This window comes from Bradyrhizobium sp. ORS 86 (genome assembly GCF_045571475.1).
In the GTDB taxonomy this organism is placed as follows: domain Bacteria; phylum Pseudomonadota; class Alphaproteobacteria; order Rhizobiales; family Xanthobacteraceae; genus Bradyrhizobium.
This window is the reverse complement of sequence record NZ_CP120699.1, coordinates 3,456,516-3,471,675: the sequence shown is the minus strand read 5'-3', so window position 1 is coordinate 3,471,675 and position 15,160 is coordinate 3,456,516. Positions and strand designations below refer to the sequence as shown.

The 15,160-nt window shown below is 62.3% G+C and carries 14 protein-coding genes and 1 pseudogene; 4 read left to right on the top strand and 11 right to left on the bottom strand.

All coding sequences use genetic code 11. The annotated features are described in order from the left end of the window. Positions 1-83: 83 nt before the first annotated feature. Positions 84-416 carry an ATP-dependent Clp protease adapter ClpS gene (gene clpS / locus P6U25_RS15890; protein ID WP_407152072.1) on the bottom strand — a complete coding sequence of 111 codons (333 nt, stop codon included), beginning with the start codon at positions 414-416 and terminating at the stop codon, positions 84-86. A gap of 510 nt (positions 417-926) precedes the next feature. On the opposite strand from clpS, the gene P6U25_RS15885 reads away from it, so the two are divergent. Further along, a complete protein-coding gene (locus P6U25_RS15885; RefSeq protein ID WP_407152071.1) occupies positions 927-2,801 on the top strand; it encodes a pilus assembly protein TadG-related protein in 1,875 nt (624 codons plus the stop codon). 75 nt (positions 2,802-2,876) lie between these two features. Here P6U25_RS15885 and P6U25_RS15880 read toward each other — a convergent pair whose 3' ends face one another. Further along, positions 2,877-3,212: a phasin family protein gene (locus P6U25_RS15880; protein ID WP_407152070.1), complete on the bottom strand. Its 336-nt coding sequence runs from the start codon at positions 3,210-3,212 to the stop codon at positions 2,877-2,879. A gap of 416 nt (positions 3,213-3,628) precedes the next feature. Here P6U25_RS15880 and P6U25_RS15875 point away from each other — a divergent pair, with 416 nt between their 5' ends. After that, the gene (locus tag P6U25_RS15875; protein ID WP_407152069.1) at positions 3,629-5,386 is read left to right on the top strand and encodes a serine hydrolase; all 1,758 of its coding nucleotides are present in this window, start codon (positions 3,629-3,631) and stop codon (positions 5,384-5,386) included. Between the two features lie 291 nt (positions 5,387-5,677). On the opposite strand, the gene P6U25_RS15870 is transcribed toward P6U25_RS15875, so the two are convergent. From P6U25_RS15870 to P6U25_RS15855, 4 genes and pseudogenes are all read right to left on the bottom strand, one after another. Next, positions 5,678-6,400, bottom strand: a complete 723-nt coding sequence (locus P6U25_RS15870; protein ID WP_407152068.1) for a DnaJ domain-containing protein — start codon at positions 6,398-6,400, stop codon at positions 5,678-5,680. 83 nt (positions 6,401-6,483) lie between these two features. Further along, complete coding sequence (locus P6U25_RS15865) at positions 6,484-7,251, bottom strand: VWA domain-containing protein (protein ID WP_407152067.1); 768 nt, start codon at positions 7,249-7,251, stop codon at positions 6,484-6,486. A gap of 98 nt (positions 7,252-7,349) precedes the next feature. Beyond that, the gene (locus tag P6U25_RS15860) at positions 7,350-8,291 is read right to left on the bottom strand and encodes an alpha/beta fold hydrolase (RefSeq protein ID WP_407152066.1); all 942 of its coding nucleotides are present in this window, start codon (positions 8,289-8,291) and stop codon (positions 7,350-7,352) included. Between the two features lie 456 nt (positions 8,292-8,747). Further along, a pseudogene (locus P6U25_RS15855) lies at positions 8,748-8,972 on the bottom strand (division plane positioning ATPase MipZ); the annotation flags it as partial. A gap of 253 nt (positions 8,973-9,225) precedes the next feature. Here P6U25_RS15855 and panC point away from each other — a divergent pair. Next, entirely contained in the window at positions 9,226-10,077 is an 852-nt protein-coding gene (gene panC, locus P6U25_RS15850) for a pantoate--beta-alanine ligase (RefSeq protein ID WP_407152065.1), read from the top strand. A 290-nt stretch (positions 10,078-10,367) separates the two neighbouring features. Here panC and P6U25_RS15845 read toward each other — a convergent pair whose 3' ends face one another. The 4 genes from P6U25_RS15845 to P6U25_RS15830 all read right to left on the bottom strand — a co-directional run bounded on the left by P6U25_RS15845 (position 10,368) and on the right by P6U25_RS15830 (position 13,403). Next, on the bottom strand, positions 10,368-11,075 hold the full coding sequence (locus tag P6U25_RS15845; protein ID WP_407152064.1) for a hypothetical protein: 708 nt from the start codon (positions 11,073-11,075) through the stop codon (positions 10,368-10,370). Positions 11,076-11,202: 127 nt separating this feature from the next. After that, positions 11,203-11,403: a hypothetical protein gene (locus P6U25_RS15840; RefSeq protein ID WP_407152063.1), complete on the bottom strand. Its 201-nt coding sequence runs from the start codon at positions 11,401-11,403 to the stop codon at positions 11,203-11,205. A 180-nt stretch (positions 11,404-11,583) separates the two neighbouring features. Continuing rightward, complete coding sequence (locus P6U25_RS15835) at positions 11,584-12,168, bottom strand: protein-S-isoprenylcysteine O-methyltransferase (protein ID WP_407152062.1); 585 nt, start codon at positions 12,166-12,168, stop codon at positions 11,584-11,586. After that, entirely contained in the window at positions 12,165-13,403 is a 1,239-nt protein-coding gene (locus P6U25_RS15830; RefSeq protein WP_407152061.1) for a hypothetical protein, read from the bottom strand. Before P6U25_RS15830 ends, P6U25_RS15835 begins: the two co-directional genes overlap by 4 nt. Positions 13,404-13,560: 157 nt before the next feature. Here P6U25_RS15830 and P6U25_RS15825 point away from each other — a divergent pair, with 157 nt between their 5' ends. Next, on the top strand, positions 13,561-14,361 hold the full coding sequence (locus P6U25_RS15825) for an SGNH/GDSL hydrolase family protein (RefSeq protein ID WP_407152060.1): 801 nt from the start codon (positions 13,561-13,563) through the stop codon (positions 14,359-14,361). 348 nt (positions 14,362-14,709) lie between these two features. Here the strand turns inward: P6U25_RS15825 and P6U25_RS15820 are convergent, their stop codons facing one another. Beyond that, positions 14,710-15,150, bottom strand: a complete 441-nt coding sequence (locus P6U25_RS15820) for a DUF1489 family protein (RefSeq protein WP_407152059.1) — start codon at positions 15,148-15,150, stop codon at positions 14,710-14,712. Between the last annotated feature and the right edge of the window lie 10 nt (positions 15,151-15,160).

The window sequence follows — 15,160 nt, the reverse complement described above, 5'->3', positions numbered from 1 at the left end:
ACGGGATGCCGTTCACTTCCATTAAAAATGCGATGCAAGAAGACCCGTTCCGCTGACGCGGCGAAGCGGTGGCTGCCGGCGACCTACTTCTTTTCCATCACGCATTGCAACGGATGCTGATGCTTGCGCGCGAAGTCCATCACCTGCGTCACCTTGGTCTCGGCGATCTCGTAGGTGAATACGCCGCACTCGCCGATCCCGTGATGATGGACATGGAGCATGATCTTGGTGGCCGCCTCGGCGTCCTTGTTGAAGAACCGCTCCAGCACGTGAACGACGAATTCCATCGGCGTGTAATCATCGTTCAGGATGAGCACACGGTACAGGTTCGGACGTTTGGTCTTCGGCTTGACCTTGGTGATGACCGAGGTCGACGGGCCGTTGGCCCCTCCATTGCGGTTCTCGTCATTGCTCATTTTGGGCGCTGACAGCGCCGACGACGAAGGGGCTTTGGACGTGGATCGCAACATGGCTCAGGCGTTCGAATTCCCAGGGGAAACCGGTAAGCGCATCGGGGATTCGCGATTGCCGCAGCAGCCCATCGCGGAACCTCCAGCAACGCTTTCCAGATTGCCGCTCCCGGTCCGACCCAGCGGCTGGGTCGGCTCTCGGAATATGGGCCCGACGGCGGTTCGCCGCAAGCGCCGAACTGATGCCCGCAGCGGCCCCGACCGGCTCGATTCCAGTCGCTGCAATCATCTCAAGGTTAATCGTTTCCAGCGGGATTGACAAAGGAGTCGGCCACCGGGTTCAGCCTGCGTTGAGGATAAAGCGGGTTTTTGCCCCATTCCGGGCTCTCTTGGCGCGCCCCGCCCGGTTTCTGTAACCGGATTCATCGTCTGTTTAGACGCGGTCATCGAGATGGCGGGCACAACCCATTCGATGAGAACATCATGCTTGGTAGAGCCCTTTTCAGCCGCGCCCGTATGGCGCTCGGCCGCTTTTCCGCGGCAACCGGCGGCAATATTGCCGTGCTGTTCGCGATCGCGGCCGTGCCGGTCATCAGCTTCGTGGGCGCAGCGGTCGACTATTCCCGGGCCAACAATGCCCGCTCCTCGATGCAAGCGGCGCTCGATTCCACGGCGCTGATGTTGTCCAAGGATCTGACATCGGGCGTCATCACCCCATCCCAGATCAGCACTCAGGCGCAGAACTACTTCAACGGCCTGTTCACGAACAAGGACGGCCAGGGGCTTTCCGTCTCCGCAACTTATACCGCAGCTACCTCTAGCACGCCTGCAACCATCCTGCTCAGCGGGTCCGGCTACATTAAGTCTGACTTCCTCCAGTTTGCCGGCCTGCCGAGGCTCAATTTCGGCAGCTCGACGACCACCACGTGGGGCAACGTCAAGATGCGCGTCGCGCTGGCCCTCGACAACACGGGATCGATGGCCCAGGACGGCAAGATTACCGCGTTGCGCAACGCAGTGGCCGGAACCGGCGGCTTGATCGACCAGCTCAGCGCGCTGAGCAAGAACAATGGGGACGTCTACATCTCCGTCATTCCCTTCGCCAAGGTCGTCAATGTCGGTACCTCAAACTATAGCCAGTGGTGGATCGACTGGACCGACTGGCTGAATCCACCGACCGCGCAGCCCAATAACGGCAGCATGGGGACGGGCAGCGCGAGCTTGCAGGCAACGCTGCCGATGAATTGGCACGCGGTAGGACCGGGCGCGAGGTGTCCGTGGTCCAATAGCAACGGCGGCTTCACCTGCACCGCCGGTCCGACTAGCACATCGAGCGTGTCAACGATTCCGTCGAGCGGAACCTATAAGGGCTATATCTGCCCGAGCGTCGATTACAATTCCCACACGATCTACAATGGCTGTTGGGTGAGCACGCAAGTCGGCACCACCCCTCAGGTGTTCTGCTCAGGAAACGGCAACTGCGCCTGTCCGAAAAATTCTTCCGGCAGCAATGTTACCGGCTGCAGTTGCACCGGCTCCGGGTCAAGCAAATCATGCTCCGGTTACATCTATACCCACGACTGGACTCAGCCCGGCATCAACGACACAACGCACAACACGAACCAGCCCCGCGTAAGCGCAGTGGTCGGTTTCGCCGGCAACGCCTGGACCCCGTCCACATCCACCCCTACGGTCCAGAACAACTGGCAGCAGGTGTCGACCAATCCGATCAGCACTTGGACGGGCTGCATCACCGACCGCACACAGCCCAACGACGCGACGGGCGTGTTGCCGCTGCTAAACGATGTCACGACGCGGTTTCCTGCCAACGAGTATTACGAGAACAACACGGCCTATTGCAGCAGCAGCGCCTCGCCGCAGCTCGAACCGATCATTCCGCTCAGCTATGACTGGAGCACGCTCAAAACCGCGGTCAACGCAATGCAGCCGACCGGCGGCACCGACCAGGCGGTCGGCTTGGCCTGGGCGTGGCAGTCCCTGATCCCCGGTGGCCCGCTGAACGCACCGACGGAGGATTCCAACACCACCTACAACAGGGTCATCATCCTGCTGTCAGACGGTTTGAACACCGAAGATCGCTGGCCGGTCTACGGCGACGGCAGCTCGCAGGCGTCGGGCAATCCGATCGACGCCCGGCAGGCCCTGATGTGCCAGAACCTGAAGAATGCGACGGATGCCAACGGCCAGCCGATGTACACGATCTACACGATCCAGGTGAACACGAGCTCGCCCGCGGATCCCACCTCGACCGTCCTGCAAAACTGCGCCAGCAGCCCGGACAAGTTCTACATGCTGACCAGCTCGAGCCAGATCGTGACGACCTTCAAGACGATCGGAACCGCGCTGAGCAAGCTGCGGCTGTCGAAATAGTCGCGCGGCGCCGCAAGTCACAAAAAAGCCCGGCCGTCTTGGCCGGGCTTTTGATTTTCGCGATCCTGGAGCCGGTTACAGGGCCGGCGTGAACTTGCCGACCAGGCCTTCGAACGGCTTGAAGGTCTGCTTGGCACAATCGCTGTAGAGGCCCGCGATCTTCTGCGATTCCGACACGAAGGTCTCGTAGGCCGAGCGCACGAACTCGCTCTGCGCCTCGACTGCCTTGTCGAACGACTTCACGCCCGAGAGCTGCTCCACAAACGACTTGGTGTCTTCATAGGACTTCTTGGCGTAGTCGCCATAGGCCGCCGCGATGGCCTGAACGCCGCTCTGCAGGTTGGTCGCGGACGCAGCAACCGAGTCCAGATGCTGTTTGCCGTAGTTCTGAATGTCTTCGATCTTGATCATGAGTTCCTTATCCCAGACTTGAAAACGCATATCGCATTATTGCCGGGAAGCTCCCGGCCCCCTGACGCCGGCAACATAGTGCACCGCACAATCAAGTCAAGGAATCTTGTGCAACGCACAAATCAACGCCCCGATGCCCGGCATTTGCGATAAACCCCGGGGGACTACGCAACGGTTGCTTAATCCTTTGGAAACTCGGGCCGCCTACCCTGATTCCCGGGCTTTGTTCGCCTTCCGACAGACAGCCTGAAAACTGTTTGTGAACAGCACCTTAGCCAGAAGAGCAACCTGAGCCGCAACCCGGGCCGGGCGTTCTGCCCAAATCGGCTTGTGGCACAGGCAAGGATCGACGGTCGCCGGGCACAATTTTGCCTCACGCACCGGTGATCAAGATAGAAATTGGGACGGGGAAGTAGATGCTTCGTACAACCTTGGCTTCCTCGCGCGCGTTGCGAGTTGGCATTCTCGGGCTCGTTACCCTCACGACGACGATCCTGATCAGTGACAGCGCCGAGGCACGGCGCTACAGGCATCGTCACGCCCGCCAGCATCACAGCCAGGAAGCGAGCGAGAGCTACGGTCCGAAGTTCGCCTCGATCGTCGTCGACGGCAATTCCGGCGCGGTACTCGCCTCCAACAGTCCCGACGGTCTGCGGCACCCCGCCTCTCTCACCAAGATGATGACGCTGTATCTGCTGTTCGAGCGTCTCGACTCCGGCAAGATGAAGCTCGACACCGAAATGCCGGTCTCCGAGCACGCGTCCGAGCAGGACCCGACCAAGCTCGGCCTTCGCCCCGGCCAGACCATCCGGGTTGAAGATGCCATCAAGGGCCTCATCACCCGCTCGGCCAACGACGCCGCGGTCGTGATCGCCGAGGCTGTCGGCGGCAGCGAAGAGGATTTCGCCAGGATGATGACGCGCAAGGCGCGCGCGCTCGGCATGAGCAGGACTGTCTATCGCAACGCCTCCGGCCTGCCCAACGACGAACAGGTGACGACGGCACGCGACCAGTCGATCCTCGGCCGCGCGCTGCAAGATCGCTTCCCGCGCTACTATCGCTTCTTCTCGACGACGGCGTTCAATTTCCGCGGCCGCACGATCACCGGCCATAACCATCTGCTCGGCAGCGTCGAGGGCGTCGACGGCATCAAGACCGGCTACATCCGCGCCTCCGGGTTCAACCTCGTGACCTCGATGCATCGCGGCAACCGCTTCCTGATTGGTGTCGTGCTCGGCGGCCGCAGCGGCGGGTCCCGCGACGCCATCATGCGCAACCTGCTCGCCGAGAACCTTGCAAGGGCCACGACGACCCGGACCGTCGCCGCGATCACCGAGCGCAATCCCGCCGACGCGAATGTCGAGGTCGCCGACGCCGGTAACGCGCCCCGCGGCGGCGAGACCATGGCTGCCACTTCGGAACCCGCCTCGACCGCCATGCAGGCGCCTCGCCCGGCCAACAAGCCTTCGCTGATGGCTGCAGCGGCCGCGGCTCTGCCGCCGCTGCCGGCCAAGCCTGCCCCGCAGGCGAAGCCCGAGCCGGCGCCGCTGACCAGCGGCGTGATCCAGAGCCAGGCAATGGCGGCGATCCCCGGTTCGGTCGAGCCGATGAAGCCCGTGAAAGTGAAGACCGTTCAGGTCAAGGCAGGCCAGGTCAAGCTCGCAGCCGCTGGCCCCGCGCAATCCGCGCCGCCAATCACCAATACGATTCCGCCGCGCAATGAGGTCGCCGAGACTTCCAACGCGATGATGGCGCGGGCCGGCGACATGCCGCCGCAGCCGGCCAATTTCGGCACCGGCAACGGCATTCTCGGCGTACTGCCGGCTTCGGCCGTGCAGGCACCCGGCCCGGCCGCGCCTCAGGCGGTGGCCTCGATCGAACCCGCCCATAGCCAGCCTGCGTCCAAGCCGGCCGCGGCCGTCGCCCACACCGGCTGGATCGTTCAGGTCGGCGCGCTGGAGTCCGAGAGCGAAGCCAAGCAGCGCATCGATCTCGCCCGCAACTCGGCCCGCGGCATGCTGAGCAAGGCTGATCCGTTCACCGAGACGGTCGTCGCGAAGGGCGATCGCAAGCTCTATCGCGCCCGCTTCGCCGGCCTCGAGCGCGATCAAGCCGAAGCGGTGTGCCGGACCCTGAAGCGCGCGGACATCTCCTGCATCACGGTTCGCAACTGATCGACCGCATCCTCTGAAACCCCAAGGCCGGCGCCGCAAGCGCCGGCCTTGTTGCTTCTGGCGTGACACGCAGCGGCAGGGAGTCGCCTCGCCGCTTGCGCCGCGAGCGACGAAAACTTCTCGTCAAGATTTTACGGTTAAGGTTTCGCCAAGCGACCGTCGACCACGCCGAACAAGGGCGGGCGACCGCAGCATGATGCCGGCAGCCGCATCATGTTCCAGAGGCATCGACCAGAGATCGACAGAAACAGCTCTCGGCTTGTGGCGTTAGCTTTTAGTGGCGTGCCGGAGTTAGAGATGCGTGCGAAGCAGAGTATCCTTGGCCTCGTTTACACGGGCCGCGAGGTACGTAGACCCCCCTTGGTCGGGATGGAGTTTCTTCATCAGGGTGCGGTGGGCGCGGCTGATCTCGTCACGCGTCGCTCCCGGCCGCAGGCCAAGGATCTGATAAGCCTCCTCGTTCGTCATTTTGCCATTCGCCGCCGTGCGGCGCTGCCCCCCTGCCCGGTCGTCCTGCGCGTTGTGACGCCAGGCGGGAAACCGGCGGTCCAGGTAGCTTTCAAGTAGCGCGACGCTCTCGGCATCGAACGCTGGCAGCATCGCCAGCAGTTGCGGCAGGTCGAACTCGTCGAGCAGGCGGCCGGCCTGCGGACCGTCCACGATCCGGCCGCTGAGCACGCCGGTCGTGTGATCAAGGCTCATGTCGAGATACTGCGAGCGCACGCGCGAGCTCTGCCCCGCGCTGCGTTGCCCGCCGCCGAACACCCCGCCGAGATTGGCAAAGCCCGTAGTCCCGAACGGCGACCAGCCGAGCAGACCGGCGCCGAAGATGCCAAGCGGGATCGCGACCGCGAGCTCACCTCTCACGCCGGTGAAAGCCGCAACAGCGAGCGCGAGCACGCCGCCGACGATCTTGATCACGCGCGCGAGCACGGCCGGATTGGCCGCGCGAAACATCTGCAGCGCGGAATAGAGCACGACTACGGCAACGATGCCGGCGATCAGGGTTGGCATGTGCGGACTATACGCATCCCGGCGACAAAAAGCATGTGCGGCTTCGCCTCACCGGAGGCGTCACGCCGTGACGTCATGCCGGCTCATTTCATCTGGCCGATCAGCAGGGCCGCGCCGCTCGCGCTCTTGGCGAGTTGCAGCAGCGCATCGCGACCGCCGGCAGCATAGGCTGCAGCGGCGCGCAGCAGCTCCCGGAGTTGAGCGGCGGCACCGGGATCGAACCTGCACCACGCGCCCCCGGTCAGACGCGCGATCTCGCGAAACGCCTGCTCGGCGACCGCATCCCGTCCTTCCTGGAACATGAACACAGGGACCTTGAGCAGACCGAGCTCGCCCGCTTTGGCACAGAGTTCGTCGACGCTTTCTTCCATCGCGTCGCCGACGAACACGACTGCGCGGACGCCGGCGGCGACTGCCTCACGACGCGCCTCCGACAGCACCTTGCCGATCTGGGTATTGCCGCCTTGGCAGCTAATCTTGCCCATCAACTTCGCAAGCTGCGCACTGTCGGAGATCCACCCGGTCGCGCGGCACTCGTTGAAGCCACGATAGTAGACGAGGCGGATGTCGAGGCTACCGAGCGATGCGGCCTCGCGGAACATGTCGGCCTGCAGCGCGCATGCCATGTCCCAGGTCGGCTGCCGGCTCATGGTGGCGTCAAGCGCGAATACCAGCCTACCCCGCGCGCCAGTGCGATGTGGCGACGTCGCGCGCGCCTTCGCCACGAAGGCGGCGATGTCGTCGGAGGTGGACCTCCTCGCGTCGGGCACAGAACCGGAGCTGCGCGCGTCAGGGGCGTTCGCCGGGCGCACCTCGTTTCCGGATGTCGGTTTGGTCGGATCGCCAGCCATCAGCGCTTGCCCATTACAGCAAACACTATGTGGGCCACGGCATTGGACTGGTCAATGCAGCGAGGCCTGCCCGGTCGGGAGGCTTAATGACTGAGGGATCAGTTGGTCGCCCGGGACGAGTCCCGCTCGGTCTTCTTCAGGGTCAGCGCCTTCTTCACTTTGTCAGCGAAGGTTTGCGGCTCCTTCTCGACCGGCACGTAGAGCGAAACCGGACCAGGTTCCAGGATCTTCGGCGGCGCGTTCCTGGTGTCGACGGGGGCGATGTCGCTGTCGTTGTCGGCGAGGAATTTGTCGAGCATCGCCTCGATCGAGGTCTTGGCCTGCTCCGGCCCGGTGTCGCGCATATCGTTGTGCTGGAAGTTGGTCCGCACAACGGTGATGCCGGCCTTCTCGCATTCCGCCTCGTCCGGAACGACGCCGGGATCCGTCTTGAACTGCGGATCATGCGAGCGGAACGAGAGGATCTTGAACTTGCCGTCGGTGATGAACGGCACGCGCAGGTTATCCAGCGTCACGACCTTCTTGATCTCATCGGGATACTGCTTGGCGAAATACATCGCGATGTCGCCGCCATTGGAATGGCCGACCATCGTCAGCTTGCTGTAGTCGGCGTTCGGCTGGATCTTCTTCATCTGCTCGATCGCGAACTTGATGTTGGTGATCCCGCGCTGATACTGCGGCAGCCGTCCGACATAGAGTTCGCCGACCTTGGTCACCATCGGCCCGTCCGACGGGATGTCGTTCTGGATGCTGATCGCCAGATAGCCGCGCGCGGCGAATACGTTCGCCAGGAAGGAATATTCGGTAAACTTGACGGTATTACCATGATTGAGGATCGCGACCGGCAACGTGATCATGCCGGCGTCGGCCTGCATCTCCTTGTCACGGCGCACCGCCACGTCGACCGCGACCGGGCGTTCGTTGCGCGTCGGATCGTTGAACATGATGGTTTCGTGACGGATCGCCCACTTACTGGCAGTGAAATAGGCCGCCGTGAGCACCACGGAGAGCGAAAGCAGAACGGTAATTCCACGTTTCATGACGTCCTCGGCGTCCGCCTGTTCAAGGGCTATTTTCGGCTGGAGGCTCTGCGGCCTCCTTGGTCAGCATATATGTCACGGCGTCGTGACTGGAAGTCCAAATGTTGTGTTCCCGTAGCACGTTCGTTGTGCGGTGCACCTACCGCTTGTGCAATTTCAACTGTCGCCCGAGATTAAAGAGTACCATATTACCTCAATCCGCCGAGCGGTCGGCTATCGACGCTCAAAGGCCCGGACATCGGGGAAAACTGTACGCACCAAGCTTTGTTCCGCCGTTTTGCTGGCTTGGAACCTTTCCGAGCCCGGGAACGATAGCGGTACTCGCTGACGCGCAACAAGTGACGATGGTCACCTTTGAGAGCGAATTCGGGAGCCCCCTCCCAAGACGCGTCAGGCAATTTCCGTCTGGCTGGCGGAACCGCTCGGAGGATCCTGCGCCGATCGCCGGCGCGGAGGCTCCTCGCGCGCAATGACGTGGCCCAGGTTCGGCGAGTTCCAAGCGTCGCCTCGTCGATATCGTCGAGCACGGTCCGCGGCGCTTGCGTCTGGCGCCGCGTGATCTCGGCATAGCGGCTCTCGCCGGTCGCCGCATGGTTGGCGGGATCGACGGTCCCCAGCACGTCGAGATCGAGGAAGCCATCGTTGAGGTGTCACCAGTGTGTCTGCCATCGAATGCGCAAGTGCTTCAGGTCGCTGCCCGAGGCTGGCGTCCGACTTACCCGAACGTACGACAAGATGCGCCGAGCCGGATTGACCCTGATCGCAGCATCAGGTTGGCCGGTGTCCAACCAACGTGAGGCAAGGCCGGGCAGTCACACCGATTTGCCGGCTGCGTTTTGCTCCTGGTAAAGTGCCGCGACCCACCGAACGCCAGTCACCTTACTCTGGGTGACCAAGCCGCCTCACCAAGCCTTGCCCAAGAGACCAAGACCCGATGCCGAGAAATCCTGCCGTCGTCCGCACCGTTCCCGCTCTGCGTCGCGCCGTCGACGCCCTGCGCGCCAAGAAAGCGAGCATCGCGCTGGTCCCAACCATGGGAGCTCTCCATGACGGCCACGTGTCGCTGGTGCGCCTCGCCAAGCGCCGCGCAAAGCGGGTCGTCGTCTCGATCTTCGTCAACCCGACCCAGTTCGCGCCGACGGAGGATTTCGGCTCTTACCCACGCACCTGGAAGGCCGATGTCGCCAAGCTTGCGGCCGAGGACGTGGACCTGATCTGGCATCCCGAGGTGAAGGCGATGTACCCGGAGGGCTTTGCGACCCGCATCGTCCCCGAGGGGCCGGCCACCGCCGCGCTCGAGGATCGCTTCCGGCCGCATTTCTTCGGCGGCGTCGCCACGGTGGTCGGCAAACTGTTCACGCAAGTCCGGCCTGACGTCGCGATCTTCGGCGAAAAGGATTTCCAGCAACTTCGGGTGGTGAGCCAAATGGCCGCGGACCTCGACCTCGGCGTCAAGGTGATCGGCTCAAAAACCGTGCGCGAGCGCGATGGGTTGGCGATGTCTTCGCGCAACGTCTACCTCTCGCCGGAGGAACGGCGCGTCGCCCCCGAGCTTCACCGGGTCATGAAGGAAACGGCCGCCCGCCTGCGCGCCGGCGAGGATGTTGCGGCGACGATGGCCACGGGCGCAGCCATCATCACGCAAGCCGGCTTCACCCTCGATTATCTCGAAGTCCGCCACGCCAGAACCCTGGCCCCAGTCGCATCGCTACAGGATGGTCCGTTGCGGATGCTGGTCGCGGCGCGGCTCGGCACCACCCGCCTGATCGACAACATCGCGGTTTGAAGCAACCCGCAGGCCTCGATCATGATGAGATGAGGCAATCCATGCTTCCGCGTAGCTGCGCGATGGCTGCGCGGAGCCTGTCATCGGGCGCGCATTCGCGCGACCCGTTGGCTCGACAGCAATGACAGGGATCAAGCAACGCGCGCGAGTGAGGGAGACTGCAGCCTCTGAGGCGCGAGCAGCCGCGCGGCTGTAGAATTATGAGATCGGGACGATCGCAACGGCAATCAATGCGATCGTGCGATTCAACGCGAGAAACGAACCAAGATGCGAGACCACAAGACGCGAGACTATTGGTCGGCAGCGAGTTGCACCGTTTGGCGCCCACCGTTCATCGCTTTGAGCTGATTCACATATTCCTCAGGCTTCATCAGATGGAACGGTGTCTTCAACCCCATGAACGCCGCGATCTGCCCGATGAAAGCCGTGCAGTTGGTCGTCTCGGCATTCCACACCGGCGAGGTCGCCTGAAGATGTTTGATGTAGGCAAAGACCTTCTTGGCGTCGGGTTCGCTCAAATAGACGCGGTAGCTCGCCGTCAGGTACTGGACGTCAAGGTCACCGTAGCTCGCACCCGTCTCAGACGGCACCCACATGAGGTGTCCCAAGACGTAGGGTAGCGTATCGCCCTTGGGGTGGAGGCCGGCAACTTCGACCTGCCTTTCGCTGGTCTTGCCGTACCATACAAAGGCGTGACCATAGGACGCCGCCGTACGGGCACGAAAATCCACGTAGTAAGGTCCCCTCACCGAGGTGGCGGCCCTACGAACCGGCTTCGCATCTACGCGTGAGCGCGAGGGCGTCTCGCTCGGCGCAATGGCAGCCGTTGTCACACCGGGCTTCACGGAAGGTCGAGGACTATCCTGCTGCTGACGGTCAGCGTTCGCCACGAGCTGTTCTGCGCGGCCGCTTCCAGTCCCCAAGCCCATGCACGCTGCAAAGATGCCGGCGCCAACAGCAAACAGCACGCCGGTCGATTTCTTATTGGCTTTTGCCACCTTCAACCCCTCATGCGCTCGGGTTAGTCGATGTCTTGCTAGGCTCGACGTCTTGGTCGGCCCGACTCACTAACGCGTCTCCGGACCTTGAGGCCCGGAGACGCTTTGCGGCCGCGCCGCTGTCGAGTTAGCCCTTGGTTACAACCGGGGCCGGATACTTACCGACGGGGTACTTGCCGACCGGGTACTTGCCGACGGGGTACTTGCCGACCGGATACTTGCCGATTGGCGCCTGCTGAACGACCGGCTGAGGATGCGGAAGGTCCGCAGCAATCGCCGTTCCCGCAAACGCCAAGGTAGCTGCACCGATGACCACGAATTTCAACATTGAACTCTCCTGCTCTCACGGATCGATTCGAACTAAAGCCGACACTCGTTACCGGCACAATAAGCAGGGCCCTTGACGAGCCTCCGCGTGAACGTTTTCTCAAGGATGTTGCAGAAAGGGCACTAAAATCGAGGGCTTGGAACTTGTGCCAGCCCATGAAGTGGGCTAGCGGCCGGCGCCTCAGAAGACCAAGGGGAAAATACGACCTGTGCGTGCCATATACGCGCGGTAACCCTCGCCGAACGTTTCCAGCATCATGCGCTCTTCCCGGGCGACGCGGCCGAAAAACAAAACTCCAAAGCCGACGAGGCCGGAGAAGCCGGCAACCCAGTTGGGCAACAGCAATGCCTGCGCGCTGGCCCAGAGCCAGAATGCAGAATACATTGGGTGACGAATTCTTCGATAAATGCCGTCCGTGATGAGTTGATGGCCTTCCCGTACGTCGAGACTAACCGACCAATTCCGGCCGAGCGCGCGATGAGTGAGGTGAAACATCAGCAATGACGCAAGCGCAAGGACAACTCCCAGCCAAGCCTGGATCGGATGGAAAGTGTAATCCGCAAAACGCGGAATCCCGGTCGCGACGTATGTGAACGGCAGAATGCCAAGACCGGTCAGAGATATCAGCAGCAGCATGGTTTCCCGGGGACCTCGGGCACTTCGCAGGATCTTTTCGCGACGGGAACGGCGCGCGTGCTCATAGCGAAGCAGGTACCAACCAACCGCCAGCGTAACGAACACGATCTTTGCAAGGGTCGGCGTCATCTTGGACCAAGTTGCTGCGCCATCCTGACGAGCGGCTCGCTGCAGCAAGGCGCCGCATCGATCAGCGATCCATCCTCCGCGATCATCGAAACCGCGCCATCGGCTGCAAGCGTCTGGGATTTGGCCGAAACAGGTCCGCATACCAGCATGAAGTAATCGTACGCTGCTCGCTTGTCGTTGCCGCTGATGAACTGACAGTGCAACCGGTAGAACCTGAGGCGTATGCGGCGATACATCGCACGGTCAAGCATTCGACTGAGCTCGACGCATTTGACCAGGGGACCGTTCTCTGTGGCCAACGCCATTTCAGCCATCGGGTCGGTCTTATAAAAATTCATGATGTCGACGCGAGCCTGATAATCGCCCCAGAAGATGCCGGGTGCTCGGGCGACCCGCTCGACCGCCGCGCGAAAGCGCGTGGCGCCGCGATGCAGCCCGATCTTGAGAACGGATGAACCGATCGCGAGAAAGGTCACGGGGACTTTGCGCTCACCAAGCGCGGGGTCCGCTCTCAATGCGCGATCAAGGGCATCAACAGCAAGAACGGCACCAAGGCTGTGGCCTATGATCAGTATCTCGTCAGTATCACGCCCGCTCGCCGCAGCGACGATCTCCGCGGCCATTCTGTCCAGTCTTTGCTCGAGGAGTGGATGACCTTTGCGAATATACTCGCGAGAGAAAATCCAGTCGTCGAACAGCGGAGCCAGGTGCAGCCAGCGCCAAGGGCCAGCCAGAAGCGCCGCGAACGCAACGAGGTCGGCAATGATCGCGACCGGAATTGAACCGCCGGTTCTCACGACAAGCAGGCCGACGAAATACGCGACCAGGCTGAAGATGCCGAACATGACGAACGGAAACAGAAAGAAACCGGCGTAATGCCAGTTGGTTCGCAAGTACCCCCAGAGAGCGCCGGATGCTACGAAATCCACAAAGGCCACGATGCCGAGCGGAATGCGCCAGAAGATCGTTCGACGACTATAGGTTTCAATGACGTCGTCCCAGCGAACAAGATTGTAATCGGTTTCGACCAACCAGTTCGGGCCAGCCGCCGTCACGCTCCACGTCGTCTGGTCGATGCCATTGCACAGGCCATCGGCCGAAGCTTTCACTGACCAGGTGCGCTGAAACCTTGCTAATTCACGAACGAAGCGTCGTTGCGCGCCGGCATGCGGCGTGATTGGATCAAAGCCGCCCACGTGGAACACCAGCCTCTTGGCGACGGCGGCTCTTGTCATTTGTTCAACATGCGTCCTTCGTGCTTATGGCAACCCGTTGAGGTCGGACAGCTTTCCTTTGACCCCTCGTCCAGCAACACCCAGCGAATGTCGAGCGCCAAAGGCTGTCAATAGAGATTCGGCCAAATCGCCTAGGGAACACGGGGTGGGCTGTTTCGTGATCGTTCTGCGCACCATTGCCGGCATATTATCGCAAATTGCAAGAGCCGCGATATTGGCAGCGGTCGGCGCGGTGGTGGTTGCCGGAACGTCTGGCTCTGCGCTTTCGCAGGCACCCGGAGCCGCGTCTGCCGCCGAGAGGTGCCTTGCGGCAAATAAGGACCTCTCGCTAGGGGCTCCATTGCCCCGCACGGCCGCGCGGCTGAGGTCCGGTGAACAGCTTAAGATTGTAGCGATCGGCTCGTCTTCGACTGTGGGGCTTTGGGTGCTGGCTTCGGCAGCGACATATCCCGAGGTCATGCGCCGGGAACTGTTGCGACTTAGATCAAACGCGACAATCAGTGTCATTAATAGCGGACGAATCGGCGACACGATCCAGGGCAATGTCGCGCGCTTCGGACGCGATGTGATTGCCCACAGCCCCGATCTCGTCGTGTGGCAGTTGGGAACCAACGACGTGGTCTGGGGCGGCCGGCCGGACCAAGAGCTCAGAAGCAAGGTCATCGAAGGTGTACGGACGCTGAAGGCAGCGTTTGCCGATGTCGTGCTCATGGACCTGCAATATGCGCCAATGGTGCTCGCCTCGACCTATCACTCCACGATCGAGACCATCATTGCCGAGGTCGCGAAGCAGGAGCGCGTTGGGCTGTTTTCTCGATTCGTGCTGATGCGAAACTCGATCAACGCAGGCGTGACGCAAGGTGCGCTCGTGTCCTGGGATGGGTTGCATACCACGGCTGACGGCTATGATTGCCTTGGCCGAGCCCTTGCCCGGGCGATCTCGAGCAGTTCCCGTTGACCCACCATCTCAGAATGCAGCTTGGAAATTCGAGGGAGCGAGTGCGGAACGGTCAACGAGCAATTGCCGCGTTACTCGGGCGAAGCTGTCCGACTTTTCAATGGGGGCTATCCGGATCGACGACACTCAATTCCAGCGCGGCGCCGCTCAAGCCGCCGTCACCGGGTCTGCAATCAAAGATTGCTGATCCAGCTATCAGTTCCCATTTGCCAGCCGATGCGAACGTGCTGGCGCCGATCAGTCCGCCCAAAGCACGATACAAGCGCACGCGCCTGAACGGACCCGCCCCCACCCCGTCACGTCACGGCAGCCTTGAGGGCACGCCGGCCGCAGCGGCCGTACAATTGCTCAGAGCAATCCGAGGTCGCGCAGTTCCCGACGCATCGGCTCCGGCATCGAAGCCACGCTGGCGGCGCTCGACTTGGTGAGATCGGGCGGCGCGGCATCCGCAGTCAGGTAGCGCCAGCCCTGGAACGGCCGCATCGGCCGAGGCGATACGGCGATCACCTTGGGCTGCATGACAATGCGGCAGCGCCCGATGCCATCCTTGTCGCGGAACGGCTCGATCGCGATGATCTTCTCACGCGCGGCGATCTCGCCGCGGATCACCCAGTAGAGCGAGCCGCCGCCGAGGATTTCCTCGTCGCGCTTCGGCGTCATGCGCGTGATGTGGACGTGGCGGAGCGGCAGGCCCTTTTTCTTCGCGGTCGCCATCCGTTCGGCAACCCAGCCCTTGAGTTCCTTGACCGACTCGCAGCCGACGGCAAGCTTGATGAGATGAAGCGGCATCCGCCGGATT

What these genes read in the sequence shown, in the direction of transcription:
- clpS (WP_407152072.1), bottom strand. Translation starts at nt 416, where the DNA reads ATGAGCAATGACGAGAACCGCAATGGAGGGGCCAACGGCCCGTCGACC.
- P6U25_RS15885 (WP_407152071.1), top strand. Translation starts at nt 927, where the DNA reads ATGGCGCTCGGCCGCTTTTCCGCGGCAACCGGCGGCAATATTGCCGTG.
- P6U25_RS15880 (WP_407152070.1), bottom strand. Translation starts at nt 3,212, where the DNA reads ATGATCAAGATCGAAGACATTCAGAACTACGGCAAACAGCATCTGGAC.
- P6U25_RS15875 (WP_407152069.1), top strand. Translation starts at nt 3,629, where the DNA reads ATGCTTCGTACAACCTTGGCTTCCTCGCGCGCGTTGCGAGTTGGCATT.
- P6U25_RS15870 (WP_407152068.1), bottom strand. Translation starts at nt 6,400, where the DNA reads ATGCCAACCCTGATCGCCGGCATCGTTGCCGTAGTCGTGCTCTATTCC.
- P6U25_RS15865 (WP_407152067.1), bottom strand. Translation starts at nt 7,251, where the DNA reads ATGGCTGGCGATCCGACCAAACCGACATCCGGAAACGAGGTGCGCCCG.
- P6U25_RS15860 (WP_407152066.1), bottom strand. Translation starts at nt 8,291, where the DNA reads ATGAAACGTGGAATTACCGTTCTGCTTTCGCTCTCCGTGGTGCTCACG.
- panC (WP_407152065.1), top strand. Translation starts at nt 9,226, where the DNA reads ATGCCGAGAAATCCTGCCGTCGTCCGCACCGTTCCCGCTCTGCGTCGC.
- P6U25_RS15840 (WP_407152063.1), bottom strand. Translation starts at nt 11,403, where the DNA reads ATGTTGAAATTCGTGGTCATCGGTGCAGCTACCTTGGCGTTTGCGGGA.
- P6U25_RS15835 (WP_407152062.1), bottom strand. Translation starts at nt 12,168, where the DNA reads ATGACGCCGACCCTTGCAAAGATCGTGTTCGTTACGCTGGCGGTTGGT.
- P6U25_RS15830 (WP_407152061.1), bottom strand. Translation starts at nt 13,403, where the DNA reads ATGACAAGAGCCGCCGTCGCCAAGAGGCTGGTGTTCCACGTGGGCGGC.
- P6U25_RS15820 (WP_407152059.1), bottom strand. Translation starts at nt 15,150, where the DNA reads ATGCCGCTTCATCTCATCAAGCTTGCCGTCGGCTGCGAGTCGGTCAAG.